The 25409-nt window shown below is 71.9% G+C and carries 26 protein-coding genes and 2 pseudogenes; 17 read left to right on the forward strand and 11 right to left on the reverse strand.

Features of this window, described 5'->3' with window-relative positions; all coding sequences use genetic code 11:
• Positions 1-32: 32 nt before the first annotated feature.
• From ACZ6WH_RS13030 to ACZ6WH_RS13040, 3 genes are read right to left on the reverse strand one after another with little or no spacing between them, the layout of a single operon-like run.
• The gene (locus tag ACZ6WH_RS13030) at positions 33-1754 is read right to left on the reverse strand and encodes an urease subunit alpha (protein WP_469728072.1); all 1722 of its coding nucleotides are present in this window, start codon (positions 1752-1754) and stop codon (positions 33-35) included.
• A complete protein-coding gene (locus ACZ6WH_RS13035; RefSeq protein WP_399703366.1) occupies positions 1747-2058 on the reverse strand; it encodes an urease subunit beta in 312 nt (103 codons plus the stop codon). Before ACZ6WH_RS13035 ends, ACZ6WH_RS13030 begins: the two co-directional genes overlap by 8 nt.
• A 17-nt stretch (positions 2059-2075) precedes the next feature.
• Positions 2076-2378, reverse strand: a complete 303-nt coding sequence (locus tag ACZ6WH_RS13040) for an urease subunit gamma (RefSeq protein ID WP_469728075.1) — start codon at positions 2376-2378, stop codon at positions 2076-2078.
• Between the two features lie 438 nt (positions 2379-2816).
• Between ACZ6WH_RS13040 and ACZ6WH_RS13045 the strand changes: the two genes are divergently transcribed.
• Entirely contained in the window at positions 2817-3764 is a 948-nt protein-coding gene (locus ACZ6WH_RS13045) for a M28 family metallopeptidase (RefSeq protein ID WP_469728077.1), read from the forward strand.
• Positions 3765-3805: 41 nt separating this feature from the next.
• Here ACZ6WH_RS13045 and ACZ6WH_RS13050 read toward each other — a convergent pair whose 3' ends face one another.
• Positions 3806-4120 carry a type II toxin-antitoxin system Phd/YefM family antitoxin gene (locus ACZ6WH_RS13050; RefSeq protein WP_432862156.1) on the reverse strand — a complete coding sequence of 105 codons (315 nt, stop codon included), beginning with the start codon at positions 4118-4120 and terminating at the stop codon, positions 3806-3808.
• A 65-nt stretch (positions 4121-4185) separates the two neighbouring features.
• Here ACZ6WH_RS13050 and ACZ6WH_RS13055 point away from each other — a divergent pair.
• The 3 genes and pseudogenes from ACZ6WH_RS13055 to ACZ6WH_RS13065 all read left to right on the forward strand — a co-directional run.
• Positions 4186-4809 (forward strand): annotated as a pseudogene (locus ACZ6WH_RS13055) (ATP-dependent Clp protease proteolytic subunit); the annotation flags it as partial.
• A 124-nt stretch (positions 4810-4933) separates the two neighbouring features.
• The gene (locus tag ACZ6WH_RS13060) at positions 4934-5248 is read left to right on the forward strand and encodes a hypothetical protein (protein WP_469728080.1); all 315 of its coding nucleotides are present in this window, start codon (positions 4934-4936) and stop codon (positions 5246-5248) included.
• Between the two features lie 536 nt (positions 5249-5784).
• Positions 5785-6327: a C40 family peptidase gene (locus ACZ6WH_RS13065; RefSeq protein ID WP_469728082.1), complete on the forward strand. Its 543-nt coding sequence runs from the start codon at positions 5785-5787 to the stop codon at positions 6325-6327.
• Between the two features lie 83 nt (positions 6328-6410).
• On the opposite strand, the pseudogene ACZ6WH_RS13070 reads toward ACZ6WH_RS13065, so the two are convergent.
• Positions 6411-6858 (reverse strand): annotated as a pseudogene (locus ACZ6WH_RS13070) (NAD(P)-binding domain-containing protein).
• On the opposite strand from ACZ6WH_RS13070, the gene ACZ6WH_RS13075 reads away from it, so the two are divergent.
• From ACZ6WH_RS13075 to ACZ6WH_RS13085, 3 genes are all read left to right on the forward strand, one after another.
• Positions 6806-7141 carry a winged helix-turn-helix transcriptional regulator gene (locus ACZ6WH_RS13075; RefSeq protein WP_469728084.1) on the forward strand — a complete coding sequence of 112 codons (336 nt, stop codon included), beginning with the start codon at positions 6806-6808 and terminating at the stop codon, positions 7139-7141. The pseudogene ACZ6WH_RS13070 and the gene ACZ6WH_RS13075 sit on opposite strands and share 53 nt — an antisense overlap.
• Before the next feature lie 72 nt (positions 7142-7213).
• Complete coding sequence (locus ACZ6WH_RS13080; RefSeq protein ID WP_469728086.1) at positions 7214-7660, forward strand: DUF4328 domain-containing protein; 447 nt, start codon at positions 7214-7216, stop codon at positions 7658-7660.
• A 48-nt stretch (positions 7661-7708) separates the two neighbouring features.
• Positions 7709-7879, forward strand: coding sequence for a hypothetical protein (locus ACZ6WH_RS13085; RefSeq protein WP_469728088.1), 171 nt, complete (start codon positions 7709-7711; stop codon positions 7877-7879).
• Positions 7880-8455: 576 nt separating this feature from the next.
• On the opposite strand, the gene ACZ6WH_RS13090 is transcribed toward ACZ6WH_RS13085, so the two are convergent.
• Positions 8456-8920 (reverse strand): ATP-binding protein, encoded by a 465-nt coding sequence (locus ACZ6WH_RS13090; protein WP_432862142.1) that lies wholly within the window; start codon positions 8918-8920, stop codon positions 8456-8458.
• A 256-nt stretch (positions 8921-9176) separates the two neighbouring features.
• Between ACZ6WH_RS13090 and ACZ6WH_RS13095 the strand changes: the two genes are divergently transcribed.
• A complete protein-coding gene (locus ACZ6WH_RS13095) occupies positions 9177-10049 on the forward strand; it encodes a helix-turn-helix domain-containing protein (RefSeq protein ID WP_432862139.1) in 873 nt (290 codons plus the stop codon).
• A 35-nt stretch (positions 10050-10084) separates the two neighbouring features.
• Entirely contained in the window at positions 10085-10321 is a 237-nt protein-coding gene (locus ACZ6WH_RS13100) for a DUF397 domain-containing protein (protein WP_361561497.1), read from the forward strand.
• 63 nt (positions 10322-10384) lie between these two features.
• Here the strand turns inward: ACZ6WH_RS13100 and ACZ6WH_RS13105 are convergent, their stop codons facing one another.
• Positions 10385-11572, reverse strand: a complete 1188-nt coding sequence (locus ACZ6WH_RS13105; protein ID WP_399703385.1) for an 8-amino-7-oxononanoate synthase — start codon at positions 11570-11572, stop codon at positions 10385-10387.
• Between the two features lie 144 nt (positions 11573-11716).
• On the opposite strand from ACZ6WH_RS13105, the gene bioB reads away from it, so the two are divergent.
• Genes bioB through bioD form a run of 3 tightly spaced genes read left to right on the forward strand, consistent with a single transcriptional unit; the run spans position 11717 to position 14979 of the window.
• Entirely contained in the window at positions 11717-12973 is a 1257-nt protein-coding gene (gene bioB / locus ACZ6WH_RS13110; protein WP_469728091.1) for a biotin synthase BioB, read from the forward strand.
• On the forward strand, positions 12966-14270 hold the full coding sequence (locus ACZ6WH_RS13115; RefSeq protein ID WP_469728093.1) for an adenosylmethionine--8-amino-7-oxononanoate transaminase: 1305 nt from the start codon (positions 12966-12968) through the stop codon (positions 14268-14270). Before bioB ends, ACZ6WH_RS13115 begins: the two co-directional genes overlap by 8 nt.
• Before the next feature lie 16 nt (positions 14271-14286).
• Complete coding sequence (bioD, locus tag ACZ6WH_RS13120) at positions 14287-14979, forward strand: dethiobiotin synthase (protein WP_469728095.1); 693 nt, start codon at positions 14287-14289, stop codon at positions 14977-14979.
• A 58-nt stretch (positions 14980-15037) separates the two neighbouring features.
• Here the strand turns inward: bioD and ACZ6WH_RS13125 are convergent, their stop codons facing one another.
• Entirely contained in the window at positions 15038-16288 is a 1251-nt protein-coding gene (locus ACZ6WH_RS13125; protein WP_469728097.1) for an MFS transporter, read from the reverse strand.
• A 480-nt stretch (positions 16289-16768) separates the two neighbouring features.
• Here ACZ6WH_RS13125 and ACZ6WH_RS13130 point away from each other — a divergent pair, with 480 nt between their 5' ends.
• Entirely contained in the window at positions 16769-17443 is a 675-nt protein-coding gene (locus tag ACZ6WH_RS13130; RefSeq protein WP_469728099.1) for a class I SAM-dependent methyltransferase, read from the forward strand.
• 36 nt (positions 17444-17479) lie between these two features.
• Here ACZ6WH_RS13130 and ACZ6WH_RS13135 read toward each other — a convergent pair whose 3' ends face one another.
• Positions 17480-17638, reverse strand: coding sequence for a hypothetical protein (locus ACZ6WH_RS13135; RefSeq protein ID WP_432862117.1), 159 nt, complete (start codon positions 17636-17638; stop codon positions 17480-17482).
• A gap of 695 nt (positions 17639-18333) precedes the next feature.
• A complete protein-coding gene (locus ACZ6WH_RS13140; RefSeq protein WP_469728102.1) occupies positions 18334-19269 on the reverse strand; it encodes a LysR family transcriptional regulator in 936 nt (311 codons plus the stop codon).
• Between the two features lie 158 nt (positions 19270-19427).
• On the opposite strand from ACZ6WH_RS13140, the gene ACZ6WH_RS13145 reads away from it, so the two are divergent.
• The gene (locus tag ACZ6WH_RS13145; protein WP_432862112.1) at positions 19428-20336 is read left to right on the forward strand and encodes a LysR family transcriptional regulator; all 909 of its coding nucleotides are present in this window, start codon (positions 19428-19430) and stop codon (positions 20334-20336) included.
• 24 nt (positions 20337-20360) lie between these two features.
• Here ACZ6WH_RS13145 and ACZ6WH_RS13150 read toward each other — a convergent pair whose 3' ends face one another.
• On the reverse strand, positions 20361-20963 hold the full coding sequence (locus tag ACZ6WH_RS13150; protein WP_469728105.1) for a TetR/AcrR family transcriptional regulator: 603 nt from the start codon (positions 20961-20963) through the stop codon (positions 20361-20363).
• A gap of 127 nt (positions 20964-21090) precedes the next feature.
• On the opposite strand from ACZ6WH_RS13150, the gene ACZ6WH_RS13155 reads away from it, so the two are divergent.
• The 3 genes from ACZ6WH_RS13155 (at position 21091) to ACZ6WH_RS13165 (ending at position 25400) form a co-directional block, all read left to right on the forward strand.
• Complete coding sequence (locus ACZ6WH_RS13155; protein WP_469728107.1) at positions 21091-22521, forward strand: purine-cytosine permease family protein; 1431 nt, start codon at positions 21091-21093, stop codon at positions 22519-22521.
• A gap of 69 nt (positions 22522-22590) precedes the next feature.
• On the forward strand, positions 22591-24078 hold the full coding sequence (locus tag ACZ6WH_RS13160; protein WP_469728109.1) for an aldehyde dehydrogenase: 1488 nt from the start codon (positions 22591-22593) through the stop codon (positions 24076-24078).
• On the forward strand, positions 24075-25400 hold the full coding sequence (locus ACZ6WH_RS13165) for an ArgE/DapE family deacylase (RefSeq protein WP_469728111.1): 1326 nt from the start codon (positions 24075-24077) through the stop codon (positions 25398-25400). The genes ACZ6WH_RS13160 and ACZ6WH_RS13165 overlap by 4 nt, the downstream gene beginning before the upstream one ends.
• The last annotated feature ends 9 nt before the right edge of the window (positions 25401-25409 follow it).

Consider the following 25409-nt stretch of genomic DNA (forward strand, 5'->3'; position numbering starts at 1 on the left):
GGCCCTCCCGTAACGCATCGTCAGCTCAGCCATCAGAACAGGAAGTACCGCTGGGCCATGGGCAGTTCGGCGGCGGGGGCGGGCTCGACCACCTCGTCGTCGATGGTCACCGTGAAGGTGTCGGGATCGACCACCACCCTCGGCAGCGCGTCGTTGTTGCGCATGGACGCCTTGCCGACCTGACGCGTGGAGCGGATCGCGGTCAGTTCCTTGGCGATGCCCAGCCGGCCGGCCAGCCCGTCCTCGACGGCCTGCTCGGAGACGAAGTTGAGCGAGTTCGCGCCGGGCGCCTTGCCCATCGCGCCGAACATCGGGCGCGGCAGAACGGGCTGCGGGGTCGGGATGGACGCGTTGGCGTCGCCGACCTGCGCGTACGCGATCTGGCCGCCCTTGATGACCAGCCGCGGCTTGACGCCGAAGAAGGCCGGGTCCCACAGCACGAGGTCGGCGAGCTTGCCGGCCTCGACGGAGCCGACGAGGTGGTCGACGCCCTGGGCGATCGCCGGGTTGATGGTGTACTTCGCGACGTAGCGCCGTACCCGGTTGTTGTCCGCCGCGAAGTCCCCGGCCAGCGCGCCGCGGCGCTTCTTCATCACGTGCGCGGTCTGCCACGTCCGCATGACGACCTCGCCGATGCGGCCCATGGCCTGCGCGTCGGACGACATCATCGAGATGGCGCCCATGTCGTGCAGGATGTCCTCGGCCGCGATCGTCGAGGGGCGGATGCGGGACTCGGCGAAGGCCAGGTCCTCGGGGACCGCGGGGTTCAGGTGGTGGCAGACCATCAGCATGTCGAGGTGCTCCTCGACGGTGTTGACGGTGTGCGGCCGGGTCGGATTGGTCGAAGCGGGCAGCACGTTCGGCTCCGACACCATCGCGATCATGTCGGGCGCGTGGCCGCCGCCGGCGCCCTCGACGTGGAAGGCGTGGATCGAGCGTCCGGCGATGGCGCCGATGGTGTCGCCGAGGAAGCCGGCCTCGTTCAGGGTGTCGGTGTGGATCGCGAGCTGGGCGCCGCTCTCCTCGCAGACGCCGAGGCAGGCGTCCAGGACGGCCGGGGTGGCGCCCCAGTCCTCGTGGATCTTGAAACCGAGCACGCCGGCCCGCAGCTGGTCGCGCATGGAGGCGGCCGACATGGTGTTGCCCTTGCCGAGCAGCCCGACGTTGACGGGGAAGGCGTCCATCGCCTCGAAGAGCCGGGCGACGTGCCAGGCGCCGGGGGTGATGGTGGTGGCCTTGCTGCCCTCGGCCGGGCCGGTGCCGCCGCCGATCATGGTGGTGACGCCGGAGGCCAGCGCCTCGTTGGCCTGCTCGGGACAGATGAAGTGGACGTGGGTGTCGATGGCACCGGCGGTGAGGATCTTGCCCTGCCCGGCGATGATCTCGGTCTCCGGGCCGATGACCAGGTCGGGGTGGACGCCGTCCATGGTGTCGGGGTTGCCGGCCTTGCCGAGCCCCACGATCCGGCCGTCCCGGATGCCGACGTCCGCCTTGACGATGCCCCAGTGGTCGATGACGATCACGCCGGTGATCACGGTGTCCGGCGCGCCGTCCGCGCGGGAGAGCCGGGACTGGCCCATCGACTCCCGGATGACCTTGCCGCCGCCGAAGACGGCCTCGTCGCCGCTGCGCCCGGGGCCGCCCGACCGGTCCTCGCTGATCTCGATCAGCAGGTCGGTGTCGGCCAGCCGCACCAGGTCACCCGCCGTCGGGCCGAAGAGGTCGGCGTACGCGGCGCGGGAAAGTTCAGCCATCGAGGGTGCCTCCGGTCTCGCCACGCAGGCCCGCGACGATCCGCTTGCCCCCGAGGGGCACGAGTTCGACCTCGGTGGGGATACCGGGCTCGAAGCGCACGGCCGAGCCGGCGGGGACGTTCAGGTGCTTGCCGTGCGCGGCCGCACGGTCGAAGTCGAGGCCGGGGTTGGCCTCGGCGAAGTGGTAGTGGGAGCCGACCTGCACGGGGCGGTCGGCGATGTTGAGGACGGTCATGCGGGTGACGGGAAGGCCTTCGTTGAGGCGTACCGGCTCGTCCGCGTGGATGATCTGTCCCGGGATCATCTTCGGCTCTCCCTGGGTCAGCTGATGGGGTCGTGGACGGTCACGAGCTTGGTGCCGTCCGGAAAGGTCGCCTCGACCTGGACGTCGTGGATCATCTCGGGGATGCCCGCCATGACGTCGTCCCGGGTGAGGACCTTGCGCCCGGAGGACATCAGCTCGGCGACCGTCCGGCCGTCGCGCGCGCCTTCGAGGATGTGCACGGTCAGCAGGGCAATGGCTTCGGGGTGGTTGAGCCGTACGCCGCGGGCCCGGCGCTTTTCGGCAACGTCCGCCGCGACATGAATCATCAGTCGTTCTTGTTCATGCGGGGTCAGTTGCATATTCCACCTCACAAATCTTGCGCCCGGACCGCATCGGCCCAGGTCACGAGCGTAGACACACCCGCCAAGTAGATGTATCACACATTAAACAAAGGGAAGGCAAACCGATCTCCAGATAAGTTCCATGAATCGGCGCGGACTTCGCAGGCTAGCCACGCCCGATGTCGTCCGCGTTACCGCGGTGAATCCCTTGTTAAATCTGGGGACCGGACCCCTCGGCGCCAATTCCCCGTCCGGTCGACATGTCCCTCGAAAGAGACAAAACAGACCGGAGCCCCGCTGCCCGGAACAGCGCGTTCGCTATCCGCTCTTGACTGCCCATCGACAAGTCACGATGCTCATGTCCGCGCGCTCGCACGCCTCACGCGTCGCGCACGCGCTCCAGCACAAGAGAAAGCTCCGCAACACCACCCCCCACACCAGTATCGGAGCCACATCGTGACCCGAACCGTACGAATACGCCGGGCCGTCCTCGCGGCGGGCGCCTGCACCGCCGTCGCCGCCACGCTCTTCACCGCGGCCGGCGCCCAGGCCGGTACCGCCCCGCTCGCCGCGCCGGACATCCCGGTCTCCGCCGTCCAGGGCGACCTGGACCAGCTCCAGTCCATCGCCGACGCCAACGGCGGCAACCGCGCCCACGGACAGCCCGGCTACAAGGCGTCCGTGGACTACATCAAGGACAAGCTGGACAAGGCCGGATTCACCACCCAGGTCCAGGAGTTCACTTCGGGCGGCAGCAAGGGCTACAACCTCATCGCCGACTGGCCCGGCGGCGACGAGGGCAAGACGGTGATGGCCGGCGCCCACCTGGACTCCGTCGACGCGGGCCCGGGCATCAACGACAACGGCTCCGGCTCGGCCGGCATCCTCGAAGTCGCCCTCGCGGTCGCCAAGGCGGACCTCAAGCCCGCCAAGCACCTGCGGTTCGGCTGGTGGGGCGCCGAGGAGCTCGGCATGGTCGGCTCGTCGCACTACGTGGACGGGCTGCCCGAGGGCGACCGCGCGAAGTTCGACTCCTACCTGAACTTCGACATGATCGGCTCTCCCAACCCCGGCTACTTCGTCTACGACGACGACACCCGGCTGGAGAAGGTCTTCAAGGACTGGTACGCGAGCAAGAACATCGCCACCGAGATCGAGACCGAGGGCGACGGCCGCTCCGACCACGCGCCGTTCAAGGACGCGGGCATCCCCGTCGGCGGCCTCTTCTCCGGCGCCGACTACCGGAAGACCGCCGAGCAGGCCGAGAACTGGGGCGGCACGGAGGGCGAGCCCTTCGACGCCTGCTACCACCGGTCCTGCGACACGACGAAGAACATCGACGAGAAGGCGCTGGACACCAACACCGACGCCATCGCGCACGCGCTCTGGGAGCTCAGCTCCTGACACCCGCTCCCCCGCCGGGTCGGCTCAGCCGCTGACCCGCCTCACCTCTCGTGGCCCGGTCGCCGATCCCCGGCGGCCGGGCCGCGGTGCTCCGCGGCGATGCCGAACCGCCGCCGTTCGCCCGGAGCGGACGCCGGCAGCTGCCGGACCGTGGAGACGGTGCTGACGACCTCCTCCTCGGCACCCGCTTCCGCGCGGTCGAGATCTTCAAGCCGCTGCAGGTCAGCGGCGGACACCAGCGCGACCAACGGCTTGCCGTGGCGCGTGACGACCACGCGCTCGGAGCCGTACACCACGCGGTTGATCAAATCCGCGAGCTCCGCCCGGGCTTGCGTCACCGGAATCTCGTAGGTCATGCTCCCCATTCTAACGGGATGTACGTCCTGTACATTTTTTACAAACGAAAAGAGGAGGGTCCCTCATGCTCGAACCGACGGCCCGCTACGTCCTTCCGGAGTTCACCGAGCGCACGACACAGGGCGCCCGCACGCTCGACCCGTACTCCAAGCTCTTCGACGAGCGCATCGTCTTCCTCGGCACGCCGATCGACGACACCGCGGCCAACGACGTGATGGCACAGCTGATCCAGCTGGAGCACGCCGCCCCCGACCAGGCCATCTCGCTCTACATCAACTCCCCCGGCGGCTCGTTCACCGCGATGACCGCGATCTACGACACGATGCAGTTCGTCACCAGCCCCGTCGAGACGGTCTGCCTCGGCCAGGCCGCCTCCGCCGCCGCCGTCCTGCTCGCCGCCGGCCACCCCGGCCGCCGCCTCGCCCTCCCCGGCGCCCGGGTCCTCATCCACCAGCCGTCCTTCAGCGAACCGATCGAGGGCCAGGCCACCGACCTGGACATCCAGGCCCGCGAACTGCTGCGCACCCGCGATCTGCTGGAGGAGCTGCTCGCCCGGCACACCGGCCGGCCGCGCGAGCAGATCGCCGCCGACATCGAACGCGACAAGATCCTCGACGCACGGCAGGCCGTGGCCTACGGGCTGATCGACGACATCACCCGCGGCCGCAAGGCCTCGGCAGGCGTGCCCGGCGCGACTCCGGGCGCGGGACCCGGCGGGGCTTCGGGCGCGGGACCCGGCGGGGCTTCGGGCGCGGGCCCCGGCGGGGCTTCGGGCGCGGGCCCCGGTACAACTCCCGGCGCGAGGTGAGGGGATGGCCGCCCTCCCTCCCGAGCTGCCGCCGCTGCCCGCGCTGACCAGGGCCGAAGGCGCCTTCATCGACAGCTACCTCCAGGTGCTGGACCTGCTGGGGCGGATCAACCCGGCCCGCGGCAACGGCGCGTACCAGGGGCTGCGGGCCGCGCAGGCACTGGTCGGCCGGGCCGCGGACCTGCGGGACGCGCTGGCGCTGATGCACGAGCGCGGCGAGACGGAGCTGCACGCCGACACCCTCACCCGCGCGCTGCGGGTGCTGGACGGGGAGCGGCGGGCCGGTCTCGTCGCCGTCCCGCCGCCTGCTGAGGAATGACGGGACGATTCCCTCCCGTGGGGCCTCGGGCACCCGATCGGTCTCCGCCTGTTGGAGTGGCTGGGGATGCGACGGGTGCGGGGCTCGACTTGCGCGCCGCGCCGACGTGTCGGATGGCGGCCCGTACGACAGCGCCGGTACGGGGGTGCGTACGGCGTTCGATCCGCTCGACGCACGGCACCTGTCCACCCGAATGGATCAAGCGTGACGACCCTCACACCAGGCATGTTCCACTCCGGCTTCACCGGTGCCTTGCGCAACGATCCCTCCGACGACAAGCCCCCGCCACAGCGGCGGGGCGGTCCGGGCGGACGCCGAATCCTGCCGCCGTACCCGGGCGTCTGGTCGATACACGTGGACCGGCAGGAGCGGAGGACCCGAGCACGACGGGGCCACCGGCCGACCGCTCTTGCGGCCGGCGGTCCCTTGGGGTGAAGCCGGTGCCCGCCTTCGGGCGGCAGTACATCCGGCCGGGCATCTTCGCCTGCCCGAACCCGACAGGTCTTCCTTCGCAGGCGGCTGACGAAGGAGTGCGCATGTCTGCGCGCGATGATCATCCTGCTTCTGGTGTGCCCGCCCTGGTGTCCCGCGCCGCGGCGGTTTCGGTGCTCACGCTGGCACTGGTGGGAGGCGGGGGCCTGGTCCCCGGCAGCACGGCGGACGCGACGGCGGCACCCGCCGCGGCGTCCACGACGGTGTCCGCGACGGCCGCGGTCACGGCGGCCTCGTCGGGGTCCGGCCACAGGGCGCTGCGGGTAGCGGCGTCAAAGAAGGGATCGCCGTACCGCTGGGGAGCCACGGGCCCGCACAGCTTCGACTGCTCGGGGCTGACGCAGTACGCGTTCAAGCGCGTGGGCAAGCGGCTGCCACGCACGGCGGACTCCCAGTACCGCCACGTCCGGCACATCAGCACCTCCGCACGAAAGCGGGGTGACCTGGTCTTCTTCCACTCCGGCCGCTCGGTGTACCACGTGGGCATCTACGCCGGAAAGGGCCGCATCTGGCACGCTCCGAAACCCGGCGCCTCGGTACGCAAGGAACGCATCTGGACCCGAAGCGTCTGGTATGGCCGCGCGTAGGGGCCCATAGGCCACCAGGGACCCCGGGGAGCCGAACCGCGGCGGCCTCCCCGGGCCTCCCGCCCGGGCACCACAGAGCGCCCCTACCGGGAAGCCCCTGTGTCACCTTCCCTCTCCGGGGGGCTCGGTCCGGCCGCGTACGCCAGTGGGGGTGCGATCGCCTGCACGTCCGCTCCCTGGCCGACCCACAGCGCGACGAACAGCGCCGCGGTCGCCTCCAGGAGTCCTGCCCGGTCAAGACCGCCGCCCGCCACGGGTTCACAGCCCACGTCCCGCACCAGCTCGCGCACGTGCGCGAGGGCCGTCTCGTCGTCCCCGCAGACGGGGACGGCCAGGGGGCGCCCGTCGAAGACAGGCGGCCGCATGCGCCATTCGTCCTCGTGGCAGAGGTTGAAGGCCTTGACCACCCGGGCTCCCGGTGCCGCCGCGGCCAGCTGCTGTGCGGCCGAAGGGCCTCCTGTGTACGTCCCGACCCCCGATGGTCACCTGGTGCCCGGCCCGCACCCAATGGGTGGCGAGCGCGTCGGCCATGTTGCTCAGTTCCAAGGTCCTCACGGAGACTCTGCGACGGCTGCAGTTCAATGGACTGGTCAGCCGACAGCCCCCGCCCGACGCGCCCGGCCGGGTCGAGTACGACCTCACGGCTCTGGGCCGGACGTTGCTGGCCCCGATCGACGCGATCGGCGCATGGGCCTTCGAGCATGGCGACGAGGTCATGACGGCCCAGGAATCGGCCTGCGCACTGCGACAGGCGGTGAGCACAACGCCTCACGATTCGAAATTCCGTATGGACGTGGCGGGTTGGCTGTCGTAGCTTCCGCCGGCGGCCGTGAGGGTGCCGTTGGGGGCGGGGCCAGGGGGCTCGGCGATTACTGGGGCGGCGGTTGTGGTGGTACTGCTGGGTGTGTTCCTTGCGGTGGACGTGCTGATACTGGCCGCCGGCGGGCGGTATTTGCGTGTGCTGGGTGAATTGACCGCGGAGAAGGGGGAATTTGGGGGCTCGACCTTCGAGTCCTTCGGGTCCTTCGGGTCCTTCGGCTCCTTCCGGGCGGAGTTCGTTGCGGCTGACGAGGATTATTCCTTTTACGGGAATCTCTCGTCCCAACTCCTGCCGGTCGTCGCGGTGGCGTTCCTCTTCTGGTTCTTCCGCGCGCGAATCAATGGCGAGGTGTTCGCTCCCGACGGTCACCGGAGGGGGCGGCTCTGGACGGTCGGTACGTGGGTCGTGCCGATCGTCAATCTGTGGTTTCCGCGGCAGATCGCCGGGGACATCTGGAGGGCCGGCAGCCCGCCCGGGAGCCGTGTTTCCCATGTCGTGGTGAATGCCTGGTGAGGAATGTGGGTCGCGACGAATTTCCTCGGCGTTGTCGGCAGTTCTCAGATGCGCAGAGCGGAGGCGTTCGGGGAGTTGCGGGCGGCGGTGCGGACCCTGTTGCTGTCCGATCTGCTGGACGCGGCCGCCGCCGTCCTCGCGATCGTGTTCGTGTGGCGGCTCACCGCGCTGCAGCACGTACGGATCAACACGCGTACCCCGCTCCCGGAACCGGCGTAGGCGCGCCGCGTGGGCCACGCGCTGGGCAAGGTGCCGGCCGCCGCTGCCCGCGGTGCGTTTCCGGCTGCTGACGGGAGCGTCACCGTGCTGCCGCCGGTGTCGGAACGCGACAGCGGTGTCCTCTCGTTCTCGGGGTGCGCGTTCGTGTGCGCCGACGTCTCCCCCGACTGGGTGCGACGGCGGATCGCGCCGGGGGATCCGGGTCCCCGTTGAGCCCGGGGTTCCTGGCCGCGCTGGCGGACCGTACCGGTCGTACGGTCGAGGGCGTCGACATGCTCACGGTCGCCGAACCGCTTCCAGGGCCGCCGCCGTCGGCGTGACTGCCGACCTGACCGCCGGCCTGACCTCGGAGCGGACCGCCGGCGGAGGCGGCCCGCCATCTCGTACCGGCGGGCCGGCCCCTGTGGGCTCAGGTCGCCCCGGCGAACGCCGCCGGCGTACGGGCACTGCTCGCGGCCGGCTTCACCCCGGTCGGCGCCGAGGCGCTCCTCGTGACGAGGGAGAGCGGAACGCCGGACACCGGTCGCACGAGGGACACCGGCGGCGAATGATCTCGGCCGCATTGGCGGCGGTCGCTCACGCCTTCGCACCGCGGGGAGCGGCACGCGGGGCCGGGGTCGGCCAGGGGAGGGCGACCCGGACCGTCTTGCCGCCGGCGTCGGTCGGTTCGATGGTGATCTTTCCGCCGGTTTCCGCGACGAGGGTGCGGATGATGACGAGCCCGCGGCCGTTGTCCTGCTGGACGGCGGCCGGGAGCCGGCGCGGCATGCGGGGGTGGCTGTCCGTGACACCGATGGTCAGGACTTCGTCCCGGTCGAGGTGGAGGACGACGGTGAAGGCCGGGGATCTGCCGAGGGTGTGGACGACAGCGTTGGTGGCCAGTTCGGAGACGATGAGCAGCACGATGTCGTGGAGGTCCGCACGTTCCGCGCCACCCGCCTCGTCCCACCCCGCGAGGACTCCAGTAACGTATCTGCGCGCCATGGGCACCGACTCCGGCGCGCTCGGCAGGGTCAGTGATGCTTCCTGGTGGTCTGCCATCGCCGCGCCCGTCCCTTTCCCGCCCGAGGCCGTCTCTCCGCTGCGCAGGAGCATGATCAGGTCCGAAAATGGGCCCCGTGCCGCTGCTTTGCGCCAGACTGCCACTCATGCTGCCCCTGTCGTGAGCCATCCACCAAGATATGCATATATCTGTCGCTCGAAGCGGTGAACTCTGCTACGCGAGACCGTATTTGGGCGGCACACTGACGCATCGGTGTCAGTTATGACGAGTCGCGGTTATCCGTGAGGAGGGTTCATGCACCACGGTCCCGCAGTGCGCCGTCGCAAGCTCGGTGCGGAGTTGAGGCGCCGTCGGAATCTGGCCGGGCTCACCAGCGGCGAGGCCGCCCGCCTTGTGGGCTGGCACCAGTCGAAGGTGAGCCGGATCGAGACCGGCCGGAGCGGAGTGCGTCCGGCCGACGTGGAACGGCTGCTGGACGCGTACGACGTGCGCGACGAGGAGTCGCGTGCGCTGCTGGCCGCGCTGTGCGGCCAGGACGCGGGCGGCGGGAGCGGAGGGGACGCGGGACGAGGCTGGTGGCACACCTACCGTGACCTGCTGCCGCCGCAGTACCGGGATTTCATCAGCCTGGAGGCCGGCGCCTCGCACGCCCGGACGCTGGAGACGACGGTGGTACCGGGGCTGCTGCAGACCCCGGACTACGCACGGGCGGTCACCCGGGCGGCCCTGGCCGATCTGCCGCAGAGCAGAATCGATGCGCTGGTCCGTGTCCGCATGGAGCGTCAGAACGTGCTGGACGGGGACGCTCCACTGAATCTTTCAGCCGTGTTGGACGAGGCCGTCCTACGCCGTCCGGCGGGTGGTCCGGAGGTGATGAAGGACCAATTGCGGCATCTGCTTCAGGTCATGGAACTGCCGCACGTGCGGCTGCAGGTGCTGCCGTTTGCAGCCGGTGTCCACATCGGCATCACCGGCCCTTTCGTTATCTTCTCCTTTCCGCTCATTGCTGACTTGGATGTGGTGGTTCTCGACCATTTGACGAGTAGCCTCTACCTCGAACGCAAAGAGGACCTCAGGGCGTACAGCGATGCATTCGACACGCTGCGGGGGCACGCCCTCTCATGCGAGGAATCATCGGCTTTGATTGCCCGGATCGCAGACGGCTGAGTGGCCTGGTCCGGGCGCGTTGAGGAGGCTCCATCATGACGGCATCGCCGCGGTACGTACCCGCCAGCACCGCCCTTACGGGCGCGTGCTGGGTGCGCAGCACGCGCAGTACGGGAATGAACAACTGCGTCGAGACCGCCCGGGTCAACGGTGAAACTCTCGCCGTTCGCGACTCGAAGGACATTTCGGGGCCCGCGTTGCTGTTCGCGGGCTCCGCGTGGCGGGCTTTTGTCGACGCCCTGCACACCGGTGAGCCCACAAAGGCGGGCTGATCCGGACACCTTCGAGGAACCGGTTCAAGAATAAAATTCGGCGACCGGTTCCGGGGAAATAGTTCAAGCGGTCGGTGCGGTCGAAAGGATCGCGCCGACCGCTTCGTCCATCTGGCGGTCGGTCAGGTCCCCGCGGGCGGTCAGCCGCAGCCGCGAAATGCCGTCGGGAACGGACGGCGGGCGGAAACAGCCGACGGCCAGACCGGCCGCGCGGCAGTCCGCCGCCCACTGCACCGCCTGCTCGGGCGAGGGGGCGCGTACGGACACCACGGCGGCGTCCGGGAGGACCGCGGCGAGCCCCGCGGCCGTCAGCCGCCGGTGGAGCGTACGGGCCACGGCACGGGCCCGGCCGGCCCGCTCGGGCTCCCGGCGCAGCAGCCGGAGCGCGGCGAGCGCGCCCCCGGCCGCCGCCGGCGCCAGCCCCGTGTCGAAGATGAACGTACGGGCCGTGTTGACCAGGTGCTCGATGACCTTCGCCGGGCCGAGCACGGCACCGCCCTGACTGCCCAGGGACTTGGAGAGGGTCATGGTGGCGACCACGTCCCGGTCCCCCGCCAGGCCCGCGTCCCACAGCGCGCCGCGCCCGCCCTCCCCCAGGACGCCCAGCCCGTGCGCGTCGTCCACCAGCAGCGCCGCGCCGTGCGCGCGGCAGGCGGTGGCGTACGCGGCCAGCGGCGCGGCGTCGCCGTCCACCGAGAAGACCGAGTCCGAGACGACCACGGCGCGGCCCTCGTGGTCCGGTTCGGCGCGCGCGGCGTCGAGGGTCTTGTGCACCGCCTCGGGATCACTGTGCGGCACCACGGCCGTACGGGCGCGCGAGAGCCGGCAGCCGTCGATGAGCGAGGCGTGGTTCCCGGCGTCGGAGACGACCAGGGAGCCGCGCCCGGTGAGCGCGGTGACGGCCGCGAGATTGGCCGCGTACCCCGAGGACAGCACCAGCGCCGCTTCAAAACCACAGTATTCGGCCAGTTCGGCTTCGAGCCGGGCGTGCAGTTCCGTGGTACCGGTGACCAGCCGGGAGCCGGTCGCGCCGGCGCCCCAGCGGTGCGCGGCGGCCGCGGCGGCACGGGTGACCTCGGGGTGCCGGGCGAGGCCGAGGTAGTCGTTGCTCGCCAGATCCAGCAGGGCCGAGTCGGCCGGGCGGGGCTTCAGGGTCCGTACGAGCCCCGCTCTGCGGCGCTTCTCGCGCGCCTCGTCGATCCAGTCGAAGGGGTCGTCACCGGACGGGACGGCGGCGGGGTCGGCAGGCATCGGCATCCTCGGGTTTGTTGGCTGTCGATAGACGTTAGCGGTCGTTACGCCTGTCTACGGTGTGGCAATACACACACCCCCAACCTGCGGCGTTGTTGGAATCCTCCTTGGCCGGGGCCGGTGCCGTAAGCCAGGATCTTCGCCATGGACCTGCTGAACGCTCTGGTGGAGAAGGGGCTGCGGCGCGAGTCGCCGTCCCGCGAAGAGGCACTCGCCGTACTGGCGACATCCGATGACGAGCTGCTCGACGTCGTGGCGGCGGCGGGCAAGGTCCGTCGCCAGTGGTTCGGGCGGCGGGTGAAGCTCAACTACCTGGTCAACCTGAAGTCGGGCCTGTGCCCTGAGGACTGCTCGTACTGCTCCCAGCGCCTGGGCTCCAAGGCCGAGATCCTCAAGTACACCTGGCTCAAGCCCGACGAGGCCTCCAAGGCGGCAGCCGCCGGCGTCGCGGGCGGCGCCAAGCGGGTGTGCCTCGTGGCGAGCGGCCGCGGGCCGACGGACAAGGACGTGGACCGGGTCTCGGAGACGATCTCGGCCATCAAGGAGCAGAACGAGGGCGTGGAGGTCTGCGCCTGCCTGGGGCTGCTCTCCGACGGCCAGGCGTCGCGACTGCGGGACGCGGGCGCCGACGCGTACAACCACAACCTCAACACGTCCGAGGCGCAGTACGGACAGATCACCACAACCCATACGTACGCGGACCGGGTCTCGACCGTGCAGCAGGCCCAGGCGGCCGGCATGTCGGCGTGTTCCGGCCTGATCGCGGGCATGGGCGAGACCGATGAGGACCTGGTCGACGTGGTCTTCTCGCTGCGCGACCTGGACCCGGACTCGGTACCGGTCAACTTCCTGATCCCGTTCGAGGGAACTCCGCTGGCCAAGGAGTGGCACCTCACCCCGCAGCGCGCGCTGCGCATCCTGGCCATGGTCCGCTTCGTCTGCCCGGACGTGGAGGTACGGCTGGCAGGCGGGCGCGAGGTGCATCTGCGGACGCTCCAGCCGCTGGCGCTGCACCTGGCCAACTCCATCTTCCTGGGCGACTACCTCACCAGTGAGGGCCAGGCCGGCAAGGACGACCTGGCGATGATCGAGGACGCCGGGTTCGAGGTCGAGGGCACCGGCACCACCACGCTGCCCGCGCACCGCGCCGACGCGCTCGCCGCGGCCGGCTGCGGCAGCCACGCCGGGGAACCCGCCGCCGGCGGCTGCGGCGGACACGGTGGCGGCGGTGGCTGCGGGCCGTGCGGTGACGGCGGTGCGGAGCCGGAGCCGGTGGCCGCCGAGCCCGAGCCGGTGCCCGCCGGCGCGGTCGCGGAGGCGCGGGACGCCGACGGTGTCCGTACCGACCTGGTCTCGGTACGCCGCCGGGGCGCCGGCACCGACCTGCCGCCCAATGCCTGAGCCGATGAACGTGCGCGACCTGCTGGCCCTGGACCGGCAGCACGTGTGGCACCCGTACGGCCCGATGCCCGGCACGGACGATCCACTGGTGATCGAGTCCGCCGCCGGGGTCCGGCTGCGCACCGCCGAACCGGTACAGGGCCACACCGAACTGGTCGACGGCATGTCGTCCTGGTGGTCGGCCATCCACGGCTACAACCACCCGGTGCTGAACGAGGCCGCGCGCGGCCAGCTGGACCGGATGAGCCATGTGATGTTCGGCGGGCTCACGCACGAGCCCGCCGTCCGGCTCGCCAAACGGCTCGCCGACATCGCGCCGGGCGACCTGGAGCACGTCTTCCTGTGCGACTCCGGGTCCGTCTCGGTCGAGGTCGCCGCCAAGATGTGCCTGCAGTACTGGCGTTCGCTCGGCCGCCCGGCCAAGCAGCGGCTGCTGACCTGGCGCGGCGGCTACCACGGTGACACCTGGCAGCCGATGTCGGTCTGCGACCCGGACGGCGGGATGCACGACCTGTGGTCCGGGGTGCTGCCCCGGCAGGTCTTCGCCGACGAGCCGCCGGCCGGCTTCGACGCGCCGCCGGACGAGGCGTACGCGGACCACCTGCGGGAGCTGATCGGCCGCCATGCCGAGGAGCTGGCCGCGGTGATCGTCGAGCCGGTCGTGCAGGGCGCCGGCGGCATGCGCTTCCACTCCCCCGCCTACCTGCGGGTGCTGCGGGAGGCGTGCGACGCGCACGACGTGCTGCTGGTCTTCGACGAGGTCGCCACCGGCTTCGGCCGCACCGGCGAACTCTTCGCGGCCGGGCACGCCGGTGTCGTGCCGGACGTCATGTGCGTCGGCAAGGCGCTGACCGGCGGCTATCTGACCATGGCGGCAACGCTGTGCACACCGCGGGTGGCCGACGGGATCTCCCGCGGCGAGGTGCCGGTGCTCGCGCACGGGCCGACGTTCATGGCGAACCCGCTGGCCGCCGCCGTCGCCAACGCCTCGCTGGACGTCCTGCTCGCGCAGGACTGGCGCCAGGAGATCAAGCGGATCGAGGCCGGGCTGCGCGACGGACTGGAACAGGCCAGGACGATCCCGGGCGTTCGGGACGTACGGGTACTGGGCGCCATCGGCGTCGTCCAGCTCGACCATCCCGTCGACATGACGGCCGCCTCCCGGGCCGCGGTCGGCGCGGGCGTCTGGCTGCGTCCCTTCCGCGACATGATCTACACGATGCCGCCGTACATCACCGGCGACGAGGACATCGCCCGTATCTGTGCCGCGGTGTGCGCTGCCGCGCGCGAGGGCTGAGAGGAACACGGTTCACATGTCGGTGCTGTTCATCACGGGCACGGGCACGGAGATCGGCAAGACGGTCACCACGGCGGCCGTCGCGGCGGCGGAGTCGGCCCGCGGCCGGTCGGTCGCGGTGCTCAAACCAGCCCAGACCGGGGTCGCGCCGGGCGAGCCGGGCGACGCGGCCGAGGTCGCGCGGCTGGCGGGCCCCGGCGTCACCACCGCCGAACTCGCCCGCTATCCCGAACCGCTGGCGCCCGACACGGCGGCCCGCCGGGCCGGGATGCCGACGCTGCGGCCGTACGAGATCGCCGAGGCCGCGGCCAAGCTGGCCACCGAGCACGACCTCGTGCTGGTCGAGGGCGCGGGCGGGCTGCTGGTCCGCTTCGACGAGGCCGGCGCGACGCTCGCCGACGCGGCGCGGGCGGCCGGTGCGCCGATGCTGGTCGTGGCCCGGGCGGGCCTGGGCACGCTCAACTCCACCGCCCTGACAGCGCTCGCGCTGCGCACGATGGACATCGCGTGCGCGGGCGTCGTCGTCGGCAGCTGGCCCGCCGAGCCGGATCTGGCCTCGCGGTGCAATCTGGAGGATCTGCCCAGGTCGGCCGGCGCGCCGTTGCTCGGCCTCGTACCGGAAGGCTCGGGCGCGCTGGCACCGGAGACGTTCCGCACGCAGGCGCCGGGGTGGCTGGCGCCGCGGCTCGGCGGGACCTGGCAAGGCTAGCGGTACGACGAAGGGGGCACCGGCTGCGAGCCGGTGCCCCCTTCGTCGTAGGCGCGGCTCAGTCCAGCTCAGCACCCTTGCGCTCCGGAATGAGCAGCATCGCCGCCATGTCCAGGACGTAGATGACGGCGAGCAGGCCGATGGCCTTCTGGAAGCCGTAGGTGGTGGCGACCAGGGCGACCACGAGCGGGGCCAGGCCGCCGATGCCGCGGCCGACGTTGAAGAGGACGTTCTGCGCGGTGGCACGGGCGTGCGTCGGGTACAGCTCGGCGATGAGCGCGCCGTAGCCGCCGGTCATGCCGTTGACGAACGCGCCCATGACCGCGCCGCCGATCAGGAGCGCGGTGGGCGTGGACAGCGTGGCGTACGCGAGGACCGTGACGACCGAGCCGGCCTGGAAGATCCAGAAGGTGGGGCGGCGGCCGATGCGGTCGGCGAGGTGCCCGAAGGCGAGGATGCCGCAGGCCATGCCGACGACGGTGACGGCGGTCCAGGCGCCGGACTTGGTGAGGCTGTAGCCGAACTGCTGGGAGAGGTAGCTCGGCAGCCAGGTCATGATGCCGTAGTAGCCGAAGTTCTGTACCGAGGTCAGGACGAGGACGCCGAGGGTGGCGCGGCCCGCGGCAGGGGTGGCGACCAGGGAACGGAGCGGCGCGGTGGCCGGGCGCTCGGCGGTCTTCGCCGCGGTGAACGCGGCGGGCTCGTGCATGGTGCGGCGGAAGAGGAAGGCCGCGACGGCGGGCAGCACGCCGAGCGCGAAGAGGGCGCGCCAGCCCCAGGCTTCGATGACGGGCGCGGAGACCAGGGCGGCGGCGAGGACGCCGGTCTGCCAGCCGAGGCCGACGTAGGAGGTGCCGCGGGCGCGCTTGCGGCTGGGGAAGGCCTCGGCGGCGAGCGCCATGCCGATGCCGAACTCGCCGCCGATGCCCATGCCCGCGACGAAGCGGGCGATCGAGAGCTGGGTGAAGTCCTGGGCGAGCGCGGTGAGCCCGGTGAAGACGGCGAAGAGAATGATCGACCAGGTCAGGACGCGGATGCGGCCGAGGCGGTCGGAGAGCACGCCGAAGAGGAGGCCGCCCGCGACGCAGCCGATGAGGGTGATCGTGGTGAGCGAGCCCGCCTGGGCGGGGCCCAGGTGCAGTCCGGCGGTGATCGCGGAGAGGGCGAAGCTGAGGATGAGGAGGTCGAAGCCCTCCAGGCCGTAGCCGACGGCGGAGGCGAGTACCGCTTTGCGGGCGTAGGCGTCGGTGGTGGCCTCCGGCGCGCCCGGGTGGGCGTCCTCGACCGCTGGCGCGGGGTGGTTCGGCATGCGTCCTGCTCTGTCGTGCTGACGGTGGGGCTGGGCGTGCGTCGGTTGTCAGTGGCGGGCGGTAGCTTCAGGAGTGTGTGGCGGAGGTGGGGGAGGGGCTTCCGTCACGGGGGTCCGGGGACGGGGTGGTGTCCTCGGGGCCGACTGTCTCCTCGGTGGGGAGAGGGAGGGGCCCTGCCAGGAAGCTGAAGCACACCCGCGCCGGCCGACGCGGCCGAGACGCCATTCTAGGCCGGACCTTTGATGCCAGGTACACGCGGTGATGCCAGGTACACGCGGTTGATGCCAGAGGCACACGCGGTTGATGCCAGGCACACGCGGTTGATGTCGGGCACAGGCGTTGATGTCGGGCACACGCGGTTGATGCCAGTTGGACGCGGTTGATATCAGGTACACGCGGTAGTGACGGGCGACGGGCGGGCGACTCGGCGGCACAATCGGATCGGGAGCCGCCGTCGTGTCGTACGGGAAGGGCGAGGCATGTCGCTGCGCAACAGAGGAACCCGGACCGCCGTGCACCATCCGCTCTTCGCCCGCGCCTACGCGCGGCTCGGGCCGCTCGCCGATGAGCACGGCGGGTTGCGGCCGCTCCGTCGCGAGCTGCTGACGGGGCTGTCGGGGCGGGTCATCGAGATCGGCGCGGGCGGCGGGCTGAACTTCGCGCACTATCCGGGGACCGTCTCGGAGGTGGTGGCGATCGAGCCGGAGGCGACACTGCGGCGGGCGGCGCGTACCGAGGCCGCGCGCGCCGGGGTGCCGGTGGACGTGGTGCCGGCGGTCGCCGAGGCGCTGCCGGTGAAGAGCGAGGCGTTCGACGCCGCGGTGGTGGCGCTGGTGCTCTGTTCCGTACGGGACGTGGAGCGCGCGCTGGCGGAGCTGCGGCGGGTGCTGCGGCCGGGTGCGGAGCTGCGGTTCCTGGAGCACGTACGGGCCGAGGGGCGCGGGCTGCGCGCGGTGCAGCGGGCCGCCGACCGCACGGTGTGGCCGCTGCTGAACGGCGGCTGTCACACGTCGCGGGACTCGCTGGCGGCGCTGCGGGACGCCGGTTTCACCGTGGAGCGGCACCGGCGGCTGCGCGTACCGCCGGGCGGTGTGACGCTGCCGTCGTCGCCGGCCGTGCTGGGCACGGCGCGGCGCCCGGAGACGGTGGCGTAGGGCCGTCTCCGGGCGCCGGCCGCGTCCGCGGGACGGTCAGCGGGCCTCACCGGCCACGCCGACGCGTCGTGCGGCGCCGGTACGTACGGTCGCGCACGCCACCTGCGCCCGTGAGGGCCCGGTGCCGCGCTGTACGGCGAGTGCGTCGGCGGCGCGGACCCGCGCCGCCGAGCCCCGCTGGAATACCAGCACCACGGCCGGCCCTCCCCCTGCCCGCACATCCGCTCTAACGGACTGGACCTGCCGCCACTGGCCCTGAATGAGTACCAGGTCGCCCTGCCTCACCTGCAGCGCCCTCACCGCACCATCACAGCCCACACTTCTCTTCCCACCCCATCCGTGTGCGGCAGTCCGTTCGGTGCGCCCCCTCCCCCGGGAACGTCCTTCGGTCCTGCCTGATTCGGTCCGGTTACTGTGGCGGCTCGTTCGCTTTCGCGCACACTCCGATCCGGTCACCTTGCCGACCCGTGGGTATACGCGCGTTGCGTGCGTCCGGGCGTTTGCTGACGCGGTGGGGGTGACCGGATGGACGGCGTTCAGGTGACACTGGGTGCCACATGCCGTCCGAGCAGGGCATGCGCTCCGCCCTGCCAGGCAAAAGTGCAATATTGCATCCATCAGGACGGGTGCATGGATGCACTTTCGCGCGGGCGCGCGCCGCTTCGATGGCAGTGCGTGCCACCCTGATCACGCCCCGCTACGAGCCGGTCACCGCCGCGCTGACCTCGTCCGCCGAAGTGGTTCGACGGAATCGCCTCGAACCGCCCTCGCCGCCGCACTTGGGCTGATCACGGGCCTGTCCGGGTGCAAACGGCCGCCGGGACGGAAGGCACGGGGTGACGGCCGGATCGGGACGGTACGTGGCGTACGACACTGCCTTTGACGAGCCGTTACCCGTCCGTACCGGCGGTTTCCGCGGTCGGCGGCTCCCCCGGCCAGTGACGCAGTTCACGCAGCAGCGTGAGGAAGGCGCGCTCCGCCGGGGAGAGCAGGCGGTCCCTGCGGTGGACCAGGCTGACCGGCCGGGGCAGCGGCGCGGGTTCCACGGGCAGCACGGCCAGCCGTCCGGCCCGTACGTCCTCCCCCACCGCGTGTTCGGAGATCAGGGCGAGGCCCAGGCCCGCGGCCACGCACTGCTTCACCGCCTCGGGCCCCCAGATGTCGGCGCGCGGCACGTCCTCCAGCGCCCAGTCGGCCAGCACCTGTTCCTGGAGGCTGCGGGTCTGCGAGCCGGGTTCGCGGAGCAGGAACCGGGCGCCGGCCAGCTCTTCGGGCGTCACCCCGGCCGCGCCCGCGAGCCGGTGGCCGGGGGCCGCGACCAGCACCAGCCGTTCGTCCAGCACGTTCTCCACGACGAGCCGGTCGCCGTGCGGGCTGCCGGCCACCACCGCGATGCCGATGCCGCCGCCGAGCAGCTGCTCCTGCACCGCCTCGCCGTTGCCGACGAAGATGTCGCACTCGATGGCGGGGTGCCGCTCCCGGTACCGGGCCAGCAGTGCCGGCAGCAGATAGGTGCCGACGGTGGTGGAGCCGCCGACCAGCAGCCGGCCGGTCGCCAGCCCGCTGACCTGCTGCACGGCGGCGACCGCCTCCTCCGCCAGCAGGAAGACCCGCTTGCCGTACTCGGCGAGGACCTCGCCCTCGGCGGTCGGCCGGGCCCGGGTCCCCGAGCGGTCCACCAGGGTGACGCGCAGCGACTGTTCGAGCCTGCGCACCTGGTTGGAGACGGAGGGCTGGCTCATGTAGAGCTTCTGGGCCGCGGCGGAGAAGCCCTGGTGCTCGACGACCTGCATGAAGATCCAGAGCCGGTGGAGGTTGAGTTCCATGACACCCCCGAGGGCTTGCGACGTCCGAAGATCACCTGGCGGCGGGCAGCCTAGCTCTCCGGCCGCCCGCCGGACAGGGCCGCGACGACCCGGCCGGCGGAGAAACCCGTGCTCCGTCATCCGGTGAATTGATGCAGCGGGGGTGCAAGGATCACGCCATGCCCAAGGACGCCAACTTCACCCTCGTACAGCTCCGCTATTTCCTGGCCGCCGCGGAGCTCGGCAGCATGACGGCCGCCGCGCAGCGTGTCAGTGTGTCGCAGTCGGCGGTCTCCACCGCGGTGACGCACCTGGAGCGGGAGCTGGGCGTGCAGCTGCTGATCCGGCATCACGCCAGGGGGCTGTCGCTGACCCGGGCCGGCGAGCGTTTCCTGCACGAGCTGCGGGGCTTTCTCACGCACGCCGAGGACCTGACGGAGACGGCCCGCAGCCTGGGGACGGAGCTGGTGGGCGAGCTGGCGGTGGGCTGTTTCCAGACCCTGGCACCGTTCTCCCTGCCGCGGCTGCTGCGGGAGTTCGGGGAGGCGCACCCGGCGGTGCGGGTGCAGGTCACGGAGGGCGACATCCGGGCGGTGCAGCAGGATCTGCGCGGCGGCAGATGCGAGCTGGCGCTCCTGTACGACCTGGGTCTCGATCCGGACATCGAGCGGGAGGTGCTGGCGGTGGCGCCGCCGTACGCGCTGGTGCCGCCGGACCATGCGCTGGCGGGCGCGGAGGCGGTGCGGCTGTCGGATCTGGCGGCGGAGCCGATGATCCTGCTCGATCTGCCGCTGAGCAGGGATTACTTCCGTTCGCTGTTCCTCAAGACGGGTGTCGAGCCGAAGGTGCGGCATCGCAGTACGAGTTATGAGACGGTGCGCGCGATGGTGGCGGCGGGGCACGGGTTCGCGCTGCTGAACCAGCGGCCGGTGCACGACGCGACGTACGACGGCGGTCGGGCGGTGGCGCTGCGGCTGACCGATCCGCTGCCGGCCCTGCCGGTGGTGCTGGCACGGCTGTCGGGGGTCCGGCCGACCGCCCGCGCCCAGGCGTTCGCGGCGGTCTGCCGGAGGGCGCTGGGCGCCTGAACCGCACCTTCCCGGCCGCATCGGCTACAGCCGCGCGCACCCCGTGACCGTGCGGGCGAAGCGGAGGACCGCGTCGCACGCCGCGGCGTGGTCCACCGCCGGGTTGCGGCTGAAGATGTGCAGGCCGTATCCGTCCTCCAGCGCGACCAGGTCGCGTGCCACCTCGGCCGCCGTCGCGGTGAACGTGAACTCCCCTGCTGCCGCGCCCAGTTCGAGCACGGTGGTGTAGAGCGCGACCTCGCGTGCGTACAGCGACGCCATGAGGGTGGCGTGCGGGCGGCTGCGGTCGGCGAGGCCGTGCAGTTCGTACAGCAGCTTGTGCACCCCGTCGTCACTGTCGCGCGGCAGGCCGCTCCCGGCGGCCGCGCGCAGGCGTGCCACCGGGTCGGCGATGGCGTCGGTGCCGGCGTGCCGGTGTGCGAGATAGCGCTCCACGGCGGCCTGGTGGACCTCGAAGACCAGGTCGTCCAGTTCCGGGTAGTAGTAGAGCACCGAGCCGGCGGAGACCTCCGCTTCGGCCGCGATGTCCTTGATGCGCAGGCCCGCCAGGCCGCGCCCGGCGATCGCCCGGCCCGCCGCCTCGATGAGCGCCTCGCGCCGCGCGCCTTGGTTCTTGGTCCTTGCCACGGTGTGGATTCCCCGTTTCTCAGTTCAACGAAAAGCACCGTTCTCCGCTCGATCCATTGACATCCTAGCGCTCCATAGTTTGAATCTCGGTTCAAAGAATCCCTCTCCCCCCTCCCAAGGAGGCGGCGTGGCACGCGCAGCGAAGGCCACCGTGGAGCGGCACACCATCGACGTCATCCCCGACGGCGAACGCCATGGCCGCACCCGCGACCTCTTCACCATCTGGTTCTCCTCCAACCTCGGGCCGCTCACGATGGTCACCGGCGCCCTGGCGCCCACCGTCTTCGGGCTCTCCTTCGCCTGGAGCGTCCTGGCCCTGCTCCTCGGCCACCTCGGCGGCGGCTTCCTGATGGCGCTGCACTCGGCGCAGGGCCCGCGGCTGGGCGTGCCGCAGATGATCCAGAGCCGCGGCCAGTTCGGCAGCGTCGGCGCGCTCGCCGTGGTCCTCGTCGTCATCGTGATGTACCAGGGGTTCTTCGCCTCCAACCTGGTGCTGGGCGCGCAGTCGCTGGGCCAGGCGGTGCCGGCCGTCCCGGTGGACGCCGGCATCGCGCTCGGCGCGGCGGTCAGCCTCGTCGTCACCGTCGTCGGCTACCGCCTGATGCACGGCATCGGCCGCCTGACCACCTGGCTCTTCGGCACGGTGCAGCTCGCCGGGGCGGGCTGGATCGTCCTCGGCGGGCTGCCGGCCGGGGTGCTGACCCGGGGCGGCTGCACCCTCGGCGGCTTCCTCGGCATGGTCTCGGTGGGCGTCCTCTGGCAGATCGCCTACGCGCCCTACGTCTCGGACTACTCGCGCTACATGCCCGCCGACCGGGCGCAGGTCCGCTCGACGCTGTGGTGCACGTACTGGGGCAGTGTGCTCGGCAGCCTCCTGCCGATGCTGGTCGGTGTCGTCGTCGGCCTCGCGGTGGGCGGCGACGACCCGGTGGCCGCGCAGTCGCAGCTGCTGGGCGGCCCGCTCGCGCAGCTCACCCTCTGGTCCTTCGCCGCGGTCACCATGCTCACCAACTCCATGAACCTCTACGGCGCGACGCTGTGCGTGGTCACCGCCGTCCAGACCTTCGCCCATCGCCGGCTGCCCGGCCCGGCCGTCCGCGCGCTCCTCTCGCTCGCCCTCTGCGCGCTCTCCTTCGTGCTGGCGGCGGCGCTCGCCGGCTCCTTCATGGCGCGCTACCTGAACCTGATCTACCTGCTGCAGTACGTCCTGATCCCCTGGACCGCCATCAACCTCGTCGACTTCTACCTCGTCCGGCACGGCGACTACGACGTGCCGTCCTTCTTCGCCCCGGACGGCGGCGTCTACGGCCGCTGGAACACCACGGCCCTCGGCGTCTACCTCCTCGGCATCCTCGTCGAGGTGCCGTTCATGGCCCAGACGCTCTACACCGGGCCGCTCGCGCACGCCCTCGGCGACACCGACCTCGGCTGGCTCGCCGGGCTGCTCTTCACCACACCGGCGTACCTCTGCGCGGCCCGGCGCCGCCTCCGCAAGGCCGCGGCGCGCACCGCGCCGGGCGCGACACCGGCCACTCCCCCGTACACCGCCGCCCCCTGACGGCCGGCAGCCACCGACGACCAGCACTCACTGACGACCGGCACCCCACCGATCTGGAGTTCCACCACCATGACCGCACCCACGTACCAGGACTGGCAGCAGCGGGCCGCCGCGCTCCGCCCCGAGACCCGGGCGTTCCTCGGCGGCGCCCACGCCGATGCCGCTGACGGCCGTACCTTCACCGACATCGACCCGGCCACCGGCAAGGCGGTCGCCGACGTCGCCCGGTGCGGGGCGGCCGACGTCGACGCGGCCGTGCGCGCCGCGCGGGCCGCCTTCGAGGACGGCCGCTGGTCCCGGGCCGCGCCCGCCGAGCGCAAGCGCCGGCTGCTGCGGCTCGCCGAGCTGATCACCGAACACGGTCAGGAACTCGCGCTGCTCGACACCCTCGACATGGGCAAGCCCATCACCGAGACGCTGACCGTCGACGTACCGGGCGCCGCGGGCTGCTTCGCCTGGCACGCGGAGGCGATCGACAAGCTCTACGACGAGGTGGCGCCGACCGCGCCGGGCAGCCTCGCGGTGGTGCGCCGGGTGCCGCTCGGCGTCGTCGGGGCGGTCGTGCCCTGGAACTTCCCGCTCGACATGGCCGCCTGGAAGCTGGCACCGGCGCTCGCCGCGGGCAACAGCGTGGTGCTCAAGCCCGCCGAGCAGTCGCCGCTCTCGGCGCTGCTGTTGGCCCGGCTCGCGGCGGAGGCCGGCATCCCCGACGGCGTGCTGAACGTCGTGCCCGGCTACGGCGAGGAGGCGGGCCAGGCGCTCGGCCGCCACCCCGACGTGGACGTGCTGGCCTTCACCGGGTCGACGGCCGTCGGCAAGCTGTTCCTCTCGTACGCGGCCGAGTCCAACCTCAAGCAGGTCTGGCCCGAGTGCGGCGGCAAGAGCCCCAACGTCGTCTTCGCCGACGCCGACCTGGAAGCCGCCGCCGAGCGGGCCGCGTGGGGCTTCCTCTACAACTCCGGACAGGTGTGCTCCGCCAACACCCGTTTGCTGGTGGAGGGTTCGGTCGCCGAGGAGTTCACCGACCGGGTCGTGGCGCACGTCCGGCAGTGGCACCCCGGCGACCCGCTCGACCCCGCCACCGCGCTCGGCCCGCTGGTGGACGAGGCACAGGCCAACCGGGTGCTGGGCGCCGTGTCGACCGCCCGGGCCGCCGGCGCGCGGGTGGCCTGCGGCGGCACCCGCCCGGACCGCGACGGCGCGTACGTCGACCCCACCGTGGTCACCGGCCTGGCGCCGGACGCACCGCTCGCCCGCGAGGAGCTGTTCGGCCCGGTGCTGGCCGTGCTGCCGTTCGCGGACGAGGCGGCAGCCGTGCGGCTCGCCAACGATTCGCCGTACGGGCTGGCCGCCTCCGTGTGGACCCGGGACATCGGGCGGGCGCACCGGGTGAGCGACGCACTGCACGCCGGGACGGTGTCGGTGAACACCGTGGACGCGCTCGATCCGGTGACACCGTTCGGCGGCTTCAAGCAGTCCGGCTTCGGGCGGGACCTCTCGCTGCACTCCTTCGAGAAGTACACGGGACTGAAGACGACGTGGATCCAGTACGCATGACGCTCCGTCAGGACGAGGTCCGCTCGGAAGTCGCGCGGCGCGCCGACGACCTCGTGGCGCTCACCACCGCCCTCGTCGGCTTCGACACGACCGTACGGGGGTCGGCCGGCGAGCCGGCGCGGGACGAGGCGGACCTCCAGGAGTTCCTGGCCGGGCGGCTGCGCGCGGCGGGCGCCACCGTGGACGTGTGGACGCCGAAGCCCGGGGATCTGCCGGCGTCGCCGCAGACCCCGCCGGGCCTCGGCTTCGACGGGCGGCCGCAGCTCGTGGCGCGCTTCGCCGGTACCGGCGGCGGGCGCAGCCTGCTGTTCAACGGGCACATCGACGTGGTGTCGGCCGAGCCGCGCGGCGACTGGACGTCGGACCCGTTCCGGGCCGAGGTCCGCGACGGCCGGCTGTACGGGCGCGGCACGTGCGACATGAAGGGCGGCATCGCGGCCGCGGTGGTCGCGGCGGAGGCGCTGGCCGCGCTCGGCATCCGGCTCCCCGGCGACCTGATTATCAACACGGCGACCGACGAGGAGTGGAACGGCGCGGGCACGCTGGCGTCGGTCGGGTACGGCGTACGGGCCGATGCGGCCGTGGTGCCCGAGCCCACCGATCTGCACGTCGTCACCGCGCAGCGCGGCATCCTCGGCGGGACGGTCACGGTCGCGGGGCGGCCGGGGCACGCCGAGTACCCGCCCGGCGACTGGACGTCGGGCGGCGCGGTGAACGCCATCGAGAAGACGCTGCCGGTGCTGGAGGCGCTGCGCGAACTGCGCGAGCGCTGGGCGGCCGACCCCGCGCACCGCCATCCGCTGCTGCCCCCGCCGTCGGTCGTGCCCACCATGATCAAGGGCGGCGAGTGGTGGGTGACCTACCCGGCCTCCTGCGAGGTCTGCCTGGACGTCACGTATCTGCCGGTGCAGGCGGACGGGGGCGGGTGGGCGAGCGGGGTGCGCGCGGAGATCGAGGAGGCCGTGCGCACGGCCGTCGACGCCGACGGCTGGCTGGCGGCGCACCCGCCGGTGTTCGCGTGGGACACCGAGCTGGCACCCGCCGAGGTCCCGGCGGACCACCGCCTGGTCGGGGCGCTCCATGAGGCCGCCACCGGTCTCGGCCGCGCCCCGCGCGTCATCGGCGAACCGTCCTGGACGGACGCCGCCACCCTCACCCGCTTCGGTGACACCCCGGCCGTCTGCCTGGGCCCCACCGCCACCCGCCCCGACGGCTCCCCCACCCTCCACACCGTCGACGAATACATCGAGGTCAGCGACCTGATCGCCACCGCGCAGACACTCGCGCTGACCGCACTGTCCAGCACCACCGAACCCGCCTGAAAGGAACAC

Source organism: Streptomyces sp. NPDC050806 (assembly GCF_055586425.1).

What these genes read in the sequence shown, in the direction of transcription:
- ACZ6WH_RS13030 (WP_469728072.1), bottom strand. Translation starts at nt 1,754, where the DNA reads ATGGCTGAACTTTCCCGCGCCGCGTACGCCGACCTCTTCGGCCCGACG.
- ACZ6WH_RS13035 (WP_399703366.1), bottom strand. Translation starts at nt 2,058, where the DNA reads ATGATCCCGGGACAGATCATCCACGCGGACGAGCCGGTACGCCTCAAC.
- ACZ6WH_RS13040 (WP_469728075.1), bottom strand. Translation starts at nt 2,378, where the DNA reads ATGCAACTGACCCCGCATGAACAAGAACGACTGATGATTCATGTCGCG.
- ACZ6WH_RS13050 (WP_432862156.1), bottom strand. Translation starts at nt 4,120, where the DNA reads ATGACCTACGAGATTCCGGTGACGCAAGCCCGGGCGGAGCTCGCGGAT.
- ACZ6WH_RS13060 (WP_469728080.1), top strand. Translation starts at nt 4,934, where the DNA reads ATGGCCGCCCTCCCTCCCGAGCTGCCGCCGCTGCCCGCGCTGACCAGG.
- ACZ6WH_RS13065 (WP_469728082.1), top strand. Translation starts at nt 5,785, where the DNA reads ATGTCTGCGCGCGATGATCATCCTGCTTCTGGTGTGCCCGCCCTGGTG.
- ACZ6WH_RS13075 (WP_469728084.1), top strand. Translation starts at nt 6,806, where the DNA reads ATGGTCACCTGGTGCCCGGCCCGCACCCAATGGGTGGCGAGCGCGTCG.
- ACZ6WH_RS13085 (WP_469728088.1), top strand. Translation starts at nt 7,709, where the DNA reads ATGCGCAGAGCGGAGGCGTTCGGGGAGTTGCGGGCGGCGGTGCGGACC.
- ACZ6WH_RS13090 (WP_432862142.1), bottom strand. Translation starts at nt 8,920, where the DNA reads ATGGCAGACCACCAGGAAGCATCACTGACCCTGCCGAGCGCGCCGGAG.
- ACZ6WH_RS13095 (WP_432862139.1), top strand. Translation starts at nt 9,177, where the DNA reads ATGCACCACGGTCCCGCAGTGCGCCGTCGCAAGCTCGGTGCGGAGTTG.
- ACZ6WH_RS13100 (WP_361561497.1), top strand. Translation starts at nt 10,085, where the DNA reads ATGACGGCATCGCCGCGGTACGTACCCGCCAGCACCGCCCTTACGGGC.
- ACZ6WH_RS13105 (WP_399703385.1), bottom strand. Translation starts at nt 11,572, where the DNA reads ATGCCTGCCGACCCCGCCGCCGTCCCGTCCGGTGACGACCCCTTCGAC.
- bioB (WP_469728091.1), top strand. Translation starts at nt 11,717, where the DNA reads ATGGACCTGCTGAACGCTCTGGTGGAGAAGGGGCTGCGGCGCGAGTCG.
- ACZ6WH_RS13115 (WP_469728093.1), top strand. Translation starts at nt 12,966, where the DNA reads ATGCCTGAGCCGATGAACGTGCGCGACCTGCTGGCCCTGGACCGGCAG.
- bioD (WP_469728095.1), top strand. Translation starts at nt 14,287, where the DNA reads ATGTCGGTGCTGTTCATCACGGGCACGGGCACGGAGATCGGCAAGACG.
- ACZ6WH_RS13125 (WP_469728097.1), bottom strand. Translation starts at nt 16,288, where the DNA reads ATGCCGAACCACCCCGCGCCAGCGGTCGAGGACGCCCACCCGGGCGCG.
- ACZ6WH_RS13130 (WP_469728099.1), top strand. Translation starts at nt 16,769, where the DNA reads ATGTCGCTGCGCAACAGAGGAACCCGGACCGCCGTGCACCATCCGCTC.
- ACZ6WH_RS13140 (WP_469728102.1), bottom strand. Translation starts at nt 19,269, where the DNA reads ATGGAACTCAACCTCCACCGGCTCTGGATCTTCATGCAGGTCGTCGAG.
- ACZ6WH_RS13145 (WP_432862112.1), top strand. Translation starts at nt 19,428, where the DNA reads ATGCCCAAGGACGCCAACTTCACCCTCGTACAGCTCCGCTATTTCCTG.
- ACZ6WH_RS13160 (WP_469728109.1), top strand. Translation starts at nt 22,591, where the DNA reads ATGACCGCACCCACGTACCAGGACTGGCAGCAGCGGGCCGCCGCGCTC.
- ACZ6WH_RS13165 (WP_469728111.1), top strand. Translation starts at nt 24,075, where the DNA reads ATGACGCTCCGTCAGGACGAGGTCCGCTCGGAAGTCGCGCGGCGCGCC.